Below are 14064 nucleotides of genomic sequence, written 5' to 3' on the forward strand. Positions count from 1 at the left end.
GCTCAGCAGGTGCAGCGCCTCGGCGGGACCCCGGTGGCCGGGCCGCCGGGGAGCCGGGGACCAGCGGGTGAGGGGGCCACGGGGCCGCCGGGTCCGCAGGGTGAGCCGGGTCCGGTCGGGCCGACTGGCCCGGTGGGTACGACAGGGCCGACTGGTCCCCCGGGGAAGTCGGGCGCGGTGGGCGCGGCGGGTACCTCGGTGACGGGTCAGCCGGGGGTGGATGGTGCGACGGGCGCCGCTGGTCCTGCTGGTCCTGCGGGCCCGGCCGGTCCGGCGGGGCCGCCTGGCGCAGACGGGACGGACGGCCGCGACGGTGCCGATGGTGCTCCCGGCCGGGATGGTCAGACTTGTCCGGACGGCTACAGTCTCCAGCCGCCGCCGCCGGATCCGGATGCGCTGGTGTGCCGTCGGGATGCCGCGCCGCCGCCGTCACCGGCGCGGAAGGGCCTGTTGTCGTTGGGTCTGGACCCGTACCGCAGGCAGTACCCGTGATCGTGAACGCCCCCTCTCGCCTTCGGGCGGGAGGGGGCGCTTTCGTATGCCTGCGGTCAGCTGCGTCGGGCGGCGCCCGGTGGCCACACCACGTCAACGGGCCGGCCCATGGACTGAGCCTCTTCCACCGTGTCCGCTGTACCACCGCCCTTTCCCGACGGCGGCGTTCCGTCCCACACGGCCACCAGCCGGTCGGCTCGCTCCAGCAGCTGGCGGTTGGCGGCCGAGTAGGCAGCGCGGTCAGCTGTCTCGTGTGGCAGGACCATCACCTCGGCGGCCGCCTCGACGAGCCGGTCGAAGAGAGGGGCGTGCTCGGGCTTCACCTTCGTCGCGCGGTAGTCCTGCGACGGGATCACCACCATCAGCCGGCCCCCGGCGGCCACCACTTCTTCGGCGAACAGGCTGTCGGCCCCGGCCGCGATGCACGAGACGCCCGTCAGATCACCGCGGCAGGACTCCAGCAGCTCACGCAGTGCGGCACGCACGAGCGGCACGCTTTCATCGGTCAGGTCCATGTGGCCGGTCACAGCGAGAGTCGTCACCCGGGCTCCTCAGCTCGAAAGAAGGTCTCGGATAGTGTCGCGCGCCTCTCGCACCGACCGCGACACGCTGTGCCCGACGGTGTACGGGTAGAGCTGGCCGAGCTGCGTCCGCACCCGTTCGGACTGGGTCAGCCGAGCGGCGACCACCGCCCGGTGCGCCTCGGCGGCCCCGCCGACGACGTCCCCGACGAGGAAATGGCATTCGGCCAGCCCGATGCGGTCCAGGGCGTGGGAGCGGGCGGCTTCCGTGCCGCGGGCCGTGAGCGCGTTGCGGATCTCCTTGGCGGCCTGTTCGGCGTGCTGGCGCGGGTCTCGTCGGGCCAAGTCGAGGAGACGCCCGCCGGTGACCCCGGCGAGCTCAGCCTCGTCGAAGTAGGTGATCCAGTAGGGCTCTTCTTCGGCGGGCCTGGCGTCGGTGAGTACTTCGGCGGCGCGGGCGGTGGCCCGCTGGAAACCGGCGATCCGGCCCTGGGCGGCATAGGCCCATGCTTCGCGGGTGTGGAGCATGGCCCGCACCCGTGGGCTGAGCACGTCCCGGGCCCCTTCCTGGGCAAGGCTGATGAGCTGCAGCGCGTCGTCGGGGCGGTCGCGGTAGAGCATCTGGCGGGCCATTCCGGCCAGCACGTTGGCGCCGAAGACGACGTCGCCGCCCGCGTGGGCGGAGCGCAGGGCGAGCCGGTAGTACTGCTGTGCGCGCGCGTGAAGCCCGGAGTCCCACGCCATGGTGGCGGCCGTGCCGGATAGCTGTGCCATCACCTGGTACAGCCGCTTCTCGACCTCGGTGGACTGGTGGTCTTCGAGGGCGCCTGCCACCTCGGACAACTGGCCGAGCACGGCCTTACGCCGCAGGCCGCCACCGTAGCGGTGGTCCCACTGGCGGAACATCTGCGCCGCCGACTCCAGCTCGGCCACCTCCCGCAGGCCAAGACGACCGTGGCGCCGAGCCGACCGGGCGGTGGCGGCCGGAACGAGCCAGCCTTCGAGAGAGTCGAGGAGGGCTGCGCCGGTCACCGCCGCGCCAGCCAGCGCGCGCGTTATCGCGCGGCGGTCCATCACCAGATCGCTCCTCGTCAGCGTCGCGGCCAGGTCCACGGTGGCGTCGGGCCGCCACGGCACCTCCTCGGTGGGCCGGTCGTCTTCTGAAAGTGCTGGTGGAGGCGTGGTCGGCTGGCTCTCCCAGGGGCGTGCTGCCAGGCCGAGCATGTAACCCGGGATGTGCAGCCCATCGGCGATGCGGCACACCACGTCGAAGCTGGTGACACGCTGAGCGCCGCTGATGATCGTGCTGACCTTGCCAGGAGTCAGTTGGCAGGCCATGGCAATCCGGTTCTGCGAGAGCCCGCCCCACTTTTTGGCCAGCGTGAAGACGGCGGCAAAGTCGTGCTCAGCGAGCGCTCGCCGTAGATCTTCTCTGTCGAGGACTTCGAGGGCGAGCAGGCCGGGGGTGTTGGCATCCATGAGGCCGACTTCCGGAGCGATCTTATGCACACGCAGGCGCCTGGCAGGAGCGTCAACGAGTGTATTACCGCCTCGGTAACACCCGTCGGCTATCCCGGAGTTGCACGTGCGAGCCGAGCCTATGGAGAGCAAACGCAGCCGACGATAGGGGCGGGCCCGTGAACACCGCGACAGAGACCGAGAGAAGCATCAGCCGTTGGATCGCTTCTGCCCACAGCACGCCCTCGGCGGCCTGGCTGGAATGGGAGAAGGGCGGCATGGCGATGCTGCCGACGGGCCGGGCGTTCGACACGGTCCGCATCTCCGCAGAGATCATCCACGCGACGGCGCAGAGCGGATCGCCGGACGTCGTCGGCGCCTACCTCTCGAACATCCTGGGCGGCCCCGTCATCCACGACGCCTACGACACGAGCGTCTGGTACTACGTCCTCGTGCCGCTCGGCAGCTGCGCCCATCACGACAGCCCTGATGCTCAGCTCCTCACTCCCGAGATCACATGGCTTGGCGTCCCAGACGTGCACCGCACCGCGCGCCCCGGGGTGTACTGGCTGCTCCCGCCTCGGCATCCCGAGGACTACTGCACACCCTCGGGTGTGGACGAGGTGATCCGCGCCGGCCGCCAGCGCATCGCTGAACCTGCGGCGGCCCCGGCCGGGCCCGACCTGGACGGCATCGAGCGGGGGTGCCGCGCCCTCTTCGACGGGCCAACGGACTACGCGCACGATCTGGACGTCGCGACGAAGTCAACGGAACGCGCCTGCGGCTACCTCATGGTGCTGATCCCGATCCTTGAGGATGCTGCGGCCCGGATGCCGTCCGACGCCCCCGCGCGCAGCCGTGTCCTGCTCGGCGTCACCGAGGCGCAGCGCCAGCTGAACGTGGCTCGGGAGGAAAACAACCCGGCCCGCCAGTACGCGCACGTCCTGCGCCTGGCCCGCTGCTGTCTCGACCAGGTGCGGTACCTGCGTGAACTCGACGCGGCGACTGCAGTACCGGATCGCCCCTGACTCCCCGCCCCGGCCGAACTCCCTGGCAGGACCGCGGCCGGGACGGGTCACCACCCATCCATCACAGAGGGAGGCATCATGCAGTGTTCCAGTTGCGGCCAGGCGATGACCAGGACGCAAGACGGCTGGTGGATCTGCTACCCGTGCAACACCAGCCAGCCCGGATAAAGGATTCGTGATGTGTCCGCAGTGCACTGCTCCGCTCGCCCCGGTCGGCTCCGACTGGTACCGGTGCGGCGCCTGCGGATACGAGATCTCCGAGGACGCGCACCGGCTGCACCTCGAACTGGTCGCCGCGTTCGACTCCGACCCGGACCTGTTCTTCGCCCGGGTCAAGGAACGGCGCGACGCACTACGGGCCCTTGAGCCCGTATGGCAGCGCACCCGCTAGCCCCCTGCCCGCGCTCCGTACCCCGTTCTGCGGGTGCGGGCAGGGCCCGCCGGGCAGGGCCGCCGGGGGCGGGTGCTGGTCTCGGTCGCTGCCAGTTGCTGGCGCGCGGCCGAGACGGGGCTCAGCCTGCACCCAGGACCCGTCGAAGATCGCGCTGCACTTCGGTTGAGCTTCGACTGAGCTAACGATCAAGCAAGTGGTACAAACAGGACAATGCCCCAGGCCACTTCCACTGCCGCCTGGGGCTTTGTCGTAGGCCATGTCGGACTCGAACCGACAACCAACGGATTAAAAGTCCGCTGCTCTGCCAATTGAGCTAATGGCCCTTGGCATACCGCACCCCCGCAGCATAGCCCGACAGGGCCCCGCAGCCGATCGGGTATCGGCTTCCGGGCCCGGCGGGGCCCATTCGGCGGTCAGCGGGGAGCGGATGCGCAGGTCATCGGGGCCGGGTGACCGGGGGCGTGGGCGTCCGGCGGAGGAACCAGTGGCGGGCCGACACCGCCCACCACACCGCCGCGAAGCCGAGGACCACCAGGACCGCGACCGGGGCGTAGTTGAAGTTCTTCCAGGTCACCGGGGACAGCTGGGGCAGCATGAACAGGACCGTGATCAGCGCCACCCAGGCCACCGCCGCCACGCCGACCGGGCGGGACCAGCGGCCCAGGTGCCAGGGGCCGGGCTCGAACGCGTCGCCCTTCAGCAGGCGCAGCAGCGTCGGGATGACGTACGCGATGTACAGGCCGATCACCGCGATCGACGTCACCGCCGCGTACGCCGTCACATTGATCAGATACGGGAGGCCGAGCGCCAGGGCGCCCGCCGTCGCCAGCCAGACCGCCGCCACCGGGGTGCGGGTGCGGGGGCTCACCGAGTGCCAGACGCGTGAGAACGGGAGCGCGCCATCGCGTGAAAAGGCGTAGATCATCCGGGAGTTGGCGGTCACGGACGCCATCCCGCAGAACAGCTGCGCCCCGATCACCACCAGCAGGAGCAGCTTGCCCGTCGTCGCGCCGAGGGCGTCCAGGAGGATCTGGGCGGGCGGCGCGCCGGTCGCCGAGCCGAGCTCGTCGTCGTACGACTGGATGGCGTAGGTGAAGCCCAGGAGCAGTACGAAGCCCGCTATCCATGACGTCCAGATCGAGCGCACGATTCCGCGCGGGCCCGCCGTCGAGGCGTCGTGGGTCTCCTCCGTCATGTGCGCGGAGGCGTCGTAGCCGGTGAAGGTGTACTGGGCCATCAGCAGGCCGATCAGGACGACGTAGAAGCCGCTGCCCCAGCCCGTGTTGTTCACGTAGTGGGTGAGGACGAACGTCGTCGATCGATGGTGGTCCGGGGTGAGGGCCAACGCCCCTACGATCACCGCGACCCCGAGCACGTGCCACCACACGCTGACGCTGTTGAGGATCGCCACGATCCGGACGCCGAAGGTGTTCAGGAGGCCGTGGAGGATCAGGATCGCCGCGAAGAGGGCGATCGTGCGGCCCGGTGTGACCTCGAAGTCCCACTGGAGGTTGAGGTACGCGCCCAGGAACGACGCCGCGCCGAAGTCGATCCCGGCCGTCACCGCGACCTGGCCGAGCACGTTGAACCAGCCCGTGAACCAGGCCCAGGCCGCCGCACTCCGCTCCGGCGCCAGCCGGTGCGCCCAGAAGTACAGGCCCGCCGACGTCGGGTACGCCGAGCAGATCTCGGCCATCGACAGGCCGACGAGCAGCGTCATCAGGCCCACCCCGACCCAGCCCCAGGTGATCAGGGCCGGGCCGCCGGTGTTCATGCCGAACGCGTACATCGTCAGACAGCCGGAGAGCACCGAGATGATGGTGAACGAGACGGCGTAGTTGGCGAAGCCGGACATCCGGCGGGCCAGCACCTGGGTGTAGCCGAGCTGCGCCAGCCGCTCTTCGTCGGACGTCGCCGCGCCGTTGCCGCTCCCGCGCACCGCGCCGCCGCCCGCCGGACCGAGACCGTCCGGAGCCCCGTGGGCGTCCGGATTCGTACTCGCGTCACTTGTCATGCCCCCAGCGATTCCCTCGCCGGGGGCATGACATGCGCCAGCCGTTGGCCAAAAAACGGCCCAGGGGGTGAGCTCTGGCGTGAGCCCTGGGCCGGCGTACTAGAACAGGAACTTGTACATCTGCCAGCCCCCGCCGACCTTCACCCGGCCGCCGAAGTTGCCCTTGCCGTCGCCCGCGTACGACCACAGGACGCCGTCCGTGCCGCGCGCCAGCAGGTCCGGCTTGCCGTCACCGTTCAGGTCACCCGCGCCGACCAGCGCGTTGTAGACCTGCCAGCCGCCGCCGATCTTCACACGGGTGGCGAGGGTGCCGTTGCCCGCGCTCGGGTACAGCCACAGCACGCCCGACGCGTCGCGCGCCAGGAGGTCGGCGTTGCCGTCGCCGTTCAGGTCACCCGCACCCGACGCCGGCAGGTAGTTCTTGAAGCCGGTGCCGATCTTCACACGGGCCTTGAAGTTGCCCGCGCCGTTCGCCTCGTAGAGGTAGAGGTCGCCGGTGGACGCCTCGCGGGCGAGCAGGTCCGCCCGGCCGTCGCCCGTCATGTCACCCGGGGACGTCAGCGCGTCGAAGGCGTTCCAGCCCGAGCCGATCTTCGCGTACGGGGCAGACGGCGTCAGGGCCTTGCCCGCCGGCTTGTACGCGCGCAGCTCGCCGCTCGTCAGACGGACCAGCACGTCGTTCTTGCCGTCGCCGTCCACGTCGTCGAACGGAACCGCGGCCGACACCTCGTTCGCGCCCGTCCAGCCGCTGCCCGACACCTTCGCGTCGACCTTGCCGTCGGCGCCCGCGCGGAAGTCCGCGACCCCGGCGGGAGTGACGGCGAGCAGGTCGCCCAGGCCGTCGGCGCCCACGTAGTCGCGCGGGGCCGGAGCGGTGGTGCCCTTCACCTCGAACGGGGTGGTGAACGTCTGGTCCGGGCCACCGTCGGCGGGTACCGCCGTCACGTTCCAGGCGTACTTCCCGCCCGGCAGGTCCTTGCCGGAGGAGTCCTTGCCGTCCCAGTCCAGCCGCACCGGGCCACGCGTCTCGGCGCCCGTGGCGGTGCGGACCGTGTTCCGCGTCGCCAGGTCCACCAGGTCGATCTCCCAGGAGACCAGCGGCTTCGAGGCCCACCAACGGACCGTCCGCGCCGCCGACTTGGCGTCGACCGTCGCCGGGAAGTCCTCGTCCAGCGCGCGTACGGGAGCGCTCTGGACCCCGGCCGGCGCCACACGCGTGTCGCCCTGCGCGTCCACGTACGCCACCGCGCCGCCGAAGCGGTCGACGGTCCAGCCCTGGCCGGGCTTCGCCACCGCGGGCTTGCCGACCTTGTGCGTGCCGGTCCCGCCGTGCAGGTCCGTGACGCTCAGCTCGCCGTCCTTCTGCCAGGCGACATAGCCGTCACCGAGCAGGGCGCCCTGGTGGGCGGGCAGGTCGGTGTTCTTCCCGGCCGCCGTGTCGTACACCCCGGACTTGTCCCGGCCGCACTCCCAGTAGACGTCGCCGCCCTGCGCCTGGAGGGACGTCATCAGGCAGGGGACGGTGATCCGCTTGCCCAGGGCCTTCCCCGTACGGACGTCGACCGCCTGCGCGTCGCCCGGCTCGCTGCCGGTCCACAGCGTGCTGCCCGAGAGGGCGAAGGCGGAGGAGCCGGTGCCCGTGTAGACGACCGCGCCCGTGTCGAGGTCGGTGACGCGCACGGAGTCGCCCTGCTTGCGCGTCGCCGCGTAGCGCCCCGACACACGCAGCTCGTCCGCCTTCACGCCCAGCGTGCGCGCGGGCAGCTTGCCGCCCTCGTCGAGGACCTTCACCGTGCCGTCGGCGAGCCGGTACACCAGGCGCCCGTCTCCGGTGGCCTGGATGGCCGGGGTGGAGCCCGCAGGGGACGCCGGGAAGTCCTGGGCGTCCGCGCCCCGGTCGGTGCGCTGACCGGCCGTCAGCGGGCCCGTGACCGACAGGTCGATGCCGCGCAGCCGCGTGCTCGGGCCGTCCTCGCCCGGCACCAGGTCCACCGTGTTCAGCCGGCCCTGCGCCAGGGTGAGCGCCGTGGGCACCGACGCGAGGGCGGGCGACTCGCGGACCTTGGTGACCTCCAGCGAGGAGCCCACCGCGTACACGCCCTGGTGGCCGTCGACCACCGCGCCGATCAGCATCGTCCCGTCGGCCTTGAAGCGGGCCATCGCGGTCGCCTTCTCCAGGACGACCCGCTCGGGGCCGCCCTTGAGCGGCACGGCGACCACGCGGTAGTTGAGCGAGGAGTACCGCTCCTGGCCGCCGGTGGAGACGCTGCGCGCCACCAGGACGTAGTCGCCGACCGCGCCGAGCAGCTGCGAGTTCTCGTACCCGGAGATCGTCAGCTGGTCCGTGGACGCCCAGAAGTCCGAGGTCTTCCAGACCGTGGCCTTGCCGTCCTTGGTCCACTGGACCGCGCGGTCGCCGCCGACCTCGATCTTGCCGTTGTCGAACTGCTCCGCCTGGAGGTGGGTGGAGCGGGCGATCCCGTCACGGCCGAGCCAGCAGATCATGGTCATGCCGGACAGGTCCTTCTGGACGAACATCCCGTCCTTGTTGCCCTGGTAGAGCGAGTGGAGCTGGCCGCCCCCGCCGACCGCCTTCTCCTGGACCTTGCCGTCCTCCCAGTACAGCAGGCTCATGCCGAGTACGCCGTCGGTGACCACGACATCCCCGAAGGTCCCCGCGAACCGCTGGCCCTTGGGCAGCGGCAGGGTCCGCTCCGAGCCGTCCTTCATGTTCCGCTGGACGACCGCGGCGTCGTCCTTGCCGGTGAGGACGAGGGTGTCCGTGCCGGTGCCCCATGCGGTGGTCATGCCCTGCGGCATGACGACCGGCGCGGTGGAGCCGTCCGCGTACGAGGTCCAGTTGAACCCGGCCTGGGCCCAGCCGGACAGATAGCCCGTCTCGCCCGCGCCGTTGATCACGGTCGCGTTGTGGTCGGGCGTGCGTTCGGCGGGAACGGTGAGTTCCGCCGGTGTGTCCGCCGCGTAGGCCGGCGCCGTGGCCAGCGGGGCGACGGCGGCCGCGATGCCGAGCGCGGTGACTGCGGCGATCGCGTTCCGTACGAGTGTGTTGCGTCTCAAGTTGATGCTCCCGAAGCCGTTCAGGCATGGGAGGGCGCACGGCGCGCGGTGTTGCCGCGCGGCATCGATGCGCAGAAAAGCCCCCCGGCTCTCTGAAACCCCCCATACGAGTGGTTTGACCTTAACAGCAGTCACATGTGGGGGGACTTGGGATTGCACCGGGAAACGGAAGGGCCCGTACCGCACCCGGTGGGTGCCGTACGGGCCCTTCACTCGCTACTCGCTACTGGGACTCAGCGTCAGTCGTTGCGCTTCCAGCGCGGCTTGTCGTCACGACGGCCGAAGGAGCCGGTGTTCGTGCCGGTGCCGGTGCCACCACGGTGGTCGTCGCGGCGGCCGTACGGGCGGTCGCTGCTGCTGCCGCCGGAGCGGAAGCCGCCCGAGGGGCGGTCGTTGCGGTCACGGTTGAACGGGCGGTCGCCGCCACCGGAGCGGAAGCCACCGCCGGCGGGACGGTCGTTGCGGTCACGGTTGAAGCCGCCACCACGGTTGTCGTCACGGCGCTCGAAGCCACGGTCGTTGCGGTCGCGGTTGAAGCCACCGGACGGACGGTCGCCGCCACCGGAGCGGAAGCCACCGCCGGAGGGACGGTCGTTGCGGTCACGGTTGAAGCCGCCGGACGGGCGGTCGCCGCCACCGGAGCGGAAGCCACCGCCACGGTTGTCGTCACGACGGTCGTCGCGGCGGAAGCCGCCACCACGGTTGTCGTCACGGCGCTCGAAGCCACGGTCGTTGCGGTCGCGGTTGAAGCCACCGGACGGACGGTCGTCGCGGCGGAAGCCACCACGGTCACCGCGGTCACCGCGGTCGTCACGACGCTCACGGCGGTCGAAGCTGCCCCGGTCGTCACGACGCTCACGGTCGTACGCCGGGCGCTCCTGCGCGACCGGCTCGGCGGCCACGACGGCGGCAGCGACCTCGGCCTCGGCGGCCTCGGCCACCTCGGCGACGGCGGCCTCCGGGTCCTCGCCACGCTCACGGGCGGAGCGGGCGACCAGGCGGTCGGCCTCCTCGCGGAGCTCGCCGGCGCGGCGCGTCAGACGCTCCAGCTGCTTGGTGAGCTCGGCGACCTCGCGCTCGGCCTGCTTGGCGGCGTTGTTCGCGGAGTCGGCCTGGACCTCGGTCAGCGAACGGGCGCCGGTGATCTCGGCGACCTCGGGGTCGAAGGCGCCGGCGCTCTGGATGATGTGGCGCGAGGCGTCGACGCCCGCGTCCTCCATCAGCCGGAAGATCTGGCGGCGCTGGTGCGGCAGGGACAGCGACACGACGACGCCGGACTTGCCGGCCCGGGCGGTACGGCCCGAACGGTGCAGGTAGTCCTTGTGGTCGCCGGCCGGGTCCACGTTGAGGACCAGGTCGATGCCGTCGACGTGGATGCCGCGGGCGGCGACGTCGGTGGCGACGAGCGCGTTGACGTAGCCCTTCTTGAAGTCCTCAAGGACTCGGGTACGCGCGCCCTGGGTCATGCCGCCGTGCAGCGCGTCGGCCTTCACGCCCGACTCGCACAGCTGCTCGGCGATGCGGTCCGCGCCCAGCTGGGTGCGGACGAAGATGATCGTGCGGCCCTTGCGGGCGGCGATCGCGGCCGTGACCGGCGCCTTGTCCTTCGGCTTCACGACGAGGACGTGGTGGGTCATGGTCGAGACGTTGCCCTGCGCGCTGTCGACCTCGTGCGTGACGGGGTTGGACAGGTAGCGCTTGACCAGCGTGCTGATCTCGTTCTCCATGGTGGCGGAGAAGAGCATGCGCTGGCCGCCGCCGGGGATCTGGTCGAGCAGCTCGGTGACCTCGGGCAGGAAGCCCAGGTCGGACATCTGGTCGGCCTCGTCGAGGACGGCGACCTGAACGTTCGCAAGCGAGCAGGCGCCGCGGTTGATGAGGTCGCGCAGTCGGCCCGGGGTGGCGACGAGGACGTCGACGCCGCGCTCCAGGGCGTAGATCTGGTTGCTCATCGAGGTGCCGCCGCAGACGACCTTCATCTTCAGGCCGAGCACGTCGCCGTACGGCTGGAGGGCGTCCGCGACCTGCATCGCGAGCTCACGCGTCGGCGTGAGGATGATCGCGCGGGGCTTCTTCTTCTCGGTGTGGCCGCCGGCGAGCTGCGCCAGGGTCGGCAGACCGAAGGAGAGGGTCTTGCCGGAGCCGGTGCGGCCGCGGCCGAGGATGTCCTTGCCGGCCAGGGCGTCCGGGATGGTCGCGGCCTGGATCGGGAAGGGGCTGGTCACGCCGTTCTGGGCGAGCTTGCGCACGACGCCCTCGGGCAGACCGAGGTCCGAGAAGGTGAGGGTCGGCTCGGCGGCCTCGGTGATCTCGGCCTCGACGGCCTCTACGATCTCGACGGCCTCGTCGACGACGACGATCTCGGTGATCTCGTCGTTCTCGGGCATGACGGCGTGGTCAGAACTGGAAATGGACATGCGAAATGCGAAACCTTCCGGAGTCTCGGCACGCGCCCAAACTCCGTGAATCGCAATTCGACCGCCTCAATGCGGTCAGCCACGGCTAGGGAGAGTACGCGCCACACGGCGCTCTTCTGTGTCGGCGCCGGGCAATGGGATCAAACGATCTACCACCATACGCACTCCCCCCGCAGGAGCGCAAACCGCTTCCCTGCGATCCACGTCACACAGGGTCCGCTACACCCCCTCTAAACCGGTCCCACCTGCGGCGATGCCGCCGGCTCGGTCCGGGTGGCGGGGCCCTGGCCGAGGTCGCGCAGGGCCGTGGTGCGGGTGTCGGCGGCCGGGGAGGCGGACGGCGAGTCGCTCGGCTTCGGGGTCACCGGCGGGTCCGGCGGCGGCTGGCTCGTCGGGGGCGCGGGCGGGGTCGGCGAGGCGGGGGGCTGGGAGGGCTGCCGCGGGGGCGCGGAGGGGCCGCCCACGGTGCCGCCGGGGGGCGCCGGGTTCTGCGGCCGCGGGCGCCCGCCGGGCGAGGCCGGGCCCGCACCGCTCGCCGACCCGCTCGGGCTCGGGTCCGTCGAGGCCCCCGGGGACGCCTTCCCGCCGTGCTTGCCGGGCCGCCCCTTGCCGGCCCCGGCGGAGACCGCGGCGACCCCGTCCGACTCGGCCGCCGCCCCCTCGTGCCCGACGGAGACCGACGGCTTGGGGGCCTTCCCGTCGTCGCTCACACTCATGCAGCCCGCCGACGCCGCGAGGGCCAGCGCGGTCACGGCCAAACGAACGGGGGCGGACAAGTGGCGCACGGGCGGCCTCCGGGGCGCGGGGCGGGGCAGGGTCTCCTTACCCAACTCCCTTTTCCCCGCCGGGGACACGCCCGTACGAACGGGATTCCGACGGGTGGCCCGGTGACGGCGAATCCGGTCCCCACCCGATCAGGTCGCGGTGGGACCCGGTCGCGTAACGCCAGAGAGCCGCGTCACGCCAGAGAGCCGCGTCACGCCAGAGTGCCGCCCGTCAGTCCCGCCCCCAGGAACACCGCGCCGAGCCCGACGAGCACCGAGGCCGCCACGTTCGCCGCCGCGAGGAACTTCCAGCCGCGCTCGGCCAGTCGGAGCGTCTCGTACGAGATCGTCGAGTACGTGGTGAGCGCGCCGCACAGGCCGGTGCCGAGCAGCGCGTACGTGTCCGTGGTGGCGGCGGCGCCGGTGAGCGCGCCGAGCAGCAGGCTCCCGGCCGCGTTGACGACGAACGTTCCCCAGGGGAACACCGAGTCGTGGCGGGCCTGCACCGCACGGTCCGTCAGATAGCGCAGCGGCGCGCCGACGGCCGCGCCCAGGATCACGAGCAGCCAGGTCACGACGTCGGCACCTCGTACTCCGCCCCGGCCCGCGCGGCCGGCCCCCGCCGGGTCACCGCCGCCGCCGCCCACACCGCGCCGAGCGCCCCCAGGAGCGTCCCGGCCGCGTACGCCATCGCGAGCCCCGCCTGCTGGCGGGCGAGCAGCCGCGAGACCTCCACGGCGTACGCCGAGAAGGTGGTGAAGCCGCCGAGCACGCCGACGCCGAGGAACGGCCGCACCAGATGGTGTGCGCGCCGCCCGCCCTCGCTGATCAGCGGCATCAGGACGCCGATGAGGGCGCAGCCCAGGACGTTGATCAGCAGCGTCGACCACGGGAAGCCGCCGGCCCGCACCGGCCAGGCCAGCGCGAGCCCGTACCGGGCGCTCGCCCCCAGCGCCCCGCCCGCCGAGATCACCGCGAGCACCGGCCACTTCGCGCCCCCGGCCGTCTCGGCGCGCTGGGCGGGAACGTGGAGGTCGACGTCGGAGTCGATCGCCTCCGGCCGCTCGGGCGTGCTCACCCGTAGCCCAGGGCGTGCAGCCGGTCGTCGTCGATGCCGAAGTGGTGGGCGATCTCGTGGACGACGGTCACCTCGGTCTCGGCGACCACGTCCTCGCGCGACTCGCACATCCGCAGGGCCGGGCCCCGGTAGATGGTGATCCGGTCGGGGAGCACACCCGCGTACCACTCGCCGCGGTCGGTGAGCGGAGTCCCCTCGTAGAGCCCGAGCAGCTCGGGGTCGTCGGGGGCGGGCTCGTCCTCGACGAACACGGCGACGTTGTCCATCAGCCGCGTCAGCTCCGGCGGGATGCGGTCCAGCGCCTCGGCGACCAGTTCCTCGAACTCCTCGCGCGTCATCTCCAGCACGCGGCCATTGTCACGCATGGGGCGCGGACCCGCCCCGGCCGCCCCGGCCGGGGGCCGCCGACCGGCCCCCGGGAAACCGTTTTGGCGATAGCTCCTCCGATCCCATATGCTTCTGACGTCCCCGACGCGCTGCAAAGCGCCCAGGCGGGCCCTTAGCCCTCATCGTCTAGTGGCCCAGGACGCCGCCCTTTCAAGGCGGTAGCACGGGTTCGAATCCCGTTGGGGGCACGCTTTACCATGTGCGAGACTAGTGCTCGCACATAGCTTGGTCCTGTGGAGCAGTTTGGAGTGCTCGCCACCCTGTCAAGGTGGAGGCCGCGGGTTCAAATCCCGTCAGGACCGCTGCGGTTCACTTGTGAACTGCGTGGCTGGGTAGCTCAGTTGGTACGAGCGATCGCCTGAAAAGCGATAGGTCGCCGGTTCGACCCCGGCCCCAGCCACAACAGAAGGGCCCCGTCCACCGGACGGGGCCC

11 protein-coding genes and 4 tRNA genes are annotated in these 14064 nt (G+C 71.6%); 5 read left to right on the plus strand and 10 right to left on the minus strand.

Annotated elements, in window-relative coordinates:
* Positions 1–548: 548 nt before the first annotated feature.
* Together ACFWA7_RS22420 and ACFWA7_RS22425 are read right to left on the minus strand one after the other, a co-directional pair.
* The gene (locus ACFWA7_RS22420) at positions 549–1034 is read right to left on the minus strand and encodes a hypothetical protein (protein ID WP_385824772.1); all 486 of its coding nucleotides are present in this window, start codon (positions 1032–1034) and stop codon (positions 549–551) included.
* Positions 1035–1043: 9 nt separating this feature from the next.
* Positions 1044–2492: a hypothetical protein gene (locus ACFWA7_RS22425; protein WP_385824774.1), complete on the minus strand. Its 1449-nt coding sequence runs from the start codon at positions 2490–2492 to the stop codon at positions 1044–1046.
* Positions 2493–2650: 158 nt separating this feature from the next.
* Here ACFWA7_RS22425 and ACFWA7_RS22430 point away from each other — a divergent pair, with 158 nt between their 5' ends.
* Together ACFWA7_RS22430 and ACFWA7_RS22435 are read left to right on the plus strand one after the other, a co-directional pair.
* A complete protein-coding gene (locus tag ACFWA7_RS22430) occupies positions 2651–3499 on the plus strand; it encodes a DUF6415 family natural product biosynthesis protein (RefSeq protein ID WP_385824776.1) in 849 nt (282 codons plus the stop codon).
* Between the two features lie 178 nt (positions 3500–3677).
* Entirely contained in the window at positions 3678–3890 is a 213-nt protein-coding gene (locus ACFWA7_RS22435) for a hypothetical protein (protein ID WP_385824778.1), read from the plus strand.
* A 253-nt stretch (positions 3891–4143) separates the two neighbouring features.
* Here ACFWA7_RS22435 and ACFWA7_RS22440 read toward each other — a convergent pair.
* From ACFWA7_RS22440 to ACFWA7_RS22475, 8 genes are all read right to left on the minus strand, one after another.
* A tRNA-Lys gene (locus tag ACFWA7_RS22440) sits at positions 4144–4216 on the minus strand.
* Between the two features lie 113 nt (positions 4217–4329).
* Positions 4330–5907 (minus strand): amino acid permease, encoded by a 1578-nt coding sequence (locus ACFWA7_RS22445; RefSeq protein ID WP_385824780.1) that lies wholly within the window; start codon positions 5905–5907, stop codon positions 4330–4332.
* Between the two features lie 99 nt (positions 5908–6006).
* Positions 6007–8985 (minus strand): FG-GAP-like repeat-containing protein, encoded by a 2979-nt coding sequence (locus tag ACFWA7_RS22450; RefSeq protein ID WP_385824782.1) that lies wholly within the window; start codon positions 8983–8985, stop codon positions 6007–6009.
* Between the two features lie 239 nt (positions 8986–9224).
* On the minus strand, positions 9225–11372 hold the full coding sequence (locus ACFWA7_RS22455) for a DEAD/DEAH box helicase (protein WP_385824784.1): 2148 nt from the start codon (positions 11370–11372) through the stop codon (positions 9225–9227).
* 260 nt (positions 11373–11632) lie between these two features.
* Complete coding sequence (locus ACFWA7_RS22460) at positions 11633–12154, minus strand: hypothetical protein (protein ID WP_385545349.1); 522 nt, start codon at positions 12152–12154, stop codon at positions 11633–11635.
* A gap of 224 nt (positions 12155–12378) precedes the next feature.
* The gene (locus ACFWA7_RS22465) at positions 12379–12741 is read right to left on the minus strand and encodes a fluoride efflux transporter FluC (RefSeq protein WP_385824786.1); all 363 of its coding nucleotides are present in this window, start codon (positions 12739–12741) and stop codon (positions 12379–12381) included.
* Complete coding sequence (locus tag ACFWA7_RS22470) at positions 12738–13244, minus strand: fluoride efflux transporter FluC (RefSeq protein ID WP_385824788.1); 507 nt, start codon at positions 13242–13244, stop codon at positions 12738–12740. The genes ACFWA7_RS22465 and ACFWA7_RS22470 overlap by 4 nt, the downstream gene beginning before the upstream one ends.
* Positions 13241–13591, minus strand: coding sequence for a metallopeptidase family protein (locus ACFWA7_RS22475; protein ID WP_385545356.1), 351 nt, complete (start codon positions 13589–13591; stop codon positions 13241–13243). The genes ACFWA7_RS22470 and ACFWA7_RS22475 overlap by 4 nt, the downstream gene beginning before the upstream one ends.
* 155 nt (positions 13592–13746) lie before the next feature.
* On the opposite strand from ACFWA7_RS22475, the gene ACFWA7_RS22480 reads away from it, so the two are divergent.
* The 3 genes from ACFWA7_RS22480 to ACFWA7_RS22490 all read left to right on the plus strand — a co-directional run bounded on the left by ACFWA7_RS22480 (position 13747) and on the right by ACFWA7_RS22490 (position 14031).
* Positions 13747–13819 (plus strand) — tRNA-Glu (locus ACFWA7_RS22480).
* 39 nt (positions 13820–13858) lie between these two features.
* Positions 13859–13933: transfer RNA gene (locus tag ACFWA7_RS22485), tRNA-Asp, on the plus strand.
* A gap of 24 nt (positions 13934–13957) precedes the next feature.
* Positions 13958–14031, plus strand: a tRNA-Phe gene (locus ACFWA7_RS22490).
* The last annotated feature ends 33 nt before the right edge of the window (positions 14032–14064 follow it).

Source organism: Streptomyces sp. NPDC059994, assembly GCF_042737755.1.
GTDB lineage: Bacteria > Actinomycetota > Actinomycetes > Streptomycetales > Streptomycetaceae > Streptomyces.

Coding starts and splice junctions, on each gene's coding strand:
- ACFWA7_RS22455 (WP_385824784.1), bottom strand. CDS start 11,372: ATGCCCGAGAACGACGAGATCACCGAGATCGTCGTCGTCGACGAGGCC.
- ACFWA7_RS22425 (WP_385824774.1), bottom strand. CDS start 2,492: ATGGATGCCAACACCCCCGGCCTGCTCGCCCTCGAAGTCCTCGACAGA.
- ACFWA7_RS22435 (WP_385824778.1), top strand. CDS start 3,678: ATGTGTCCGCAGTGCACTGCTCCGCTCGCCCCGGTCGGCTCCGACTGG.
- ACFWA7_RS22445 (WP_385824780.1), bottom strand. CDS start 5,907: ATGACAAGTGACGCGAGTACGAATCCGGACGCCCACGGGGCTCCGGAC.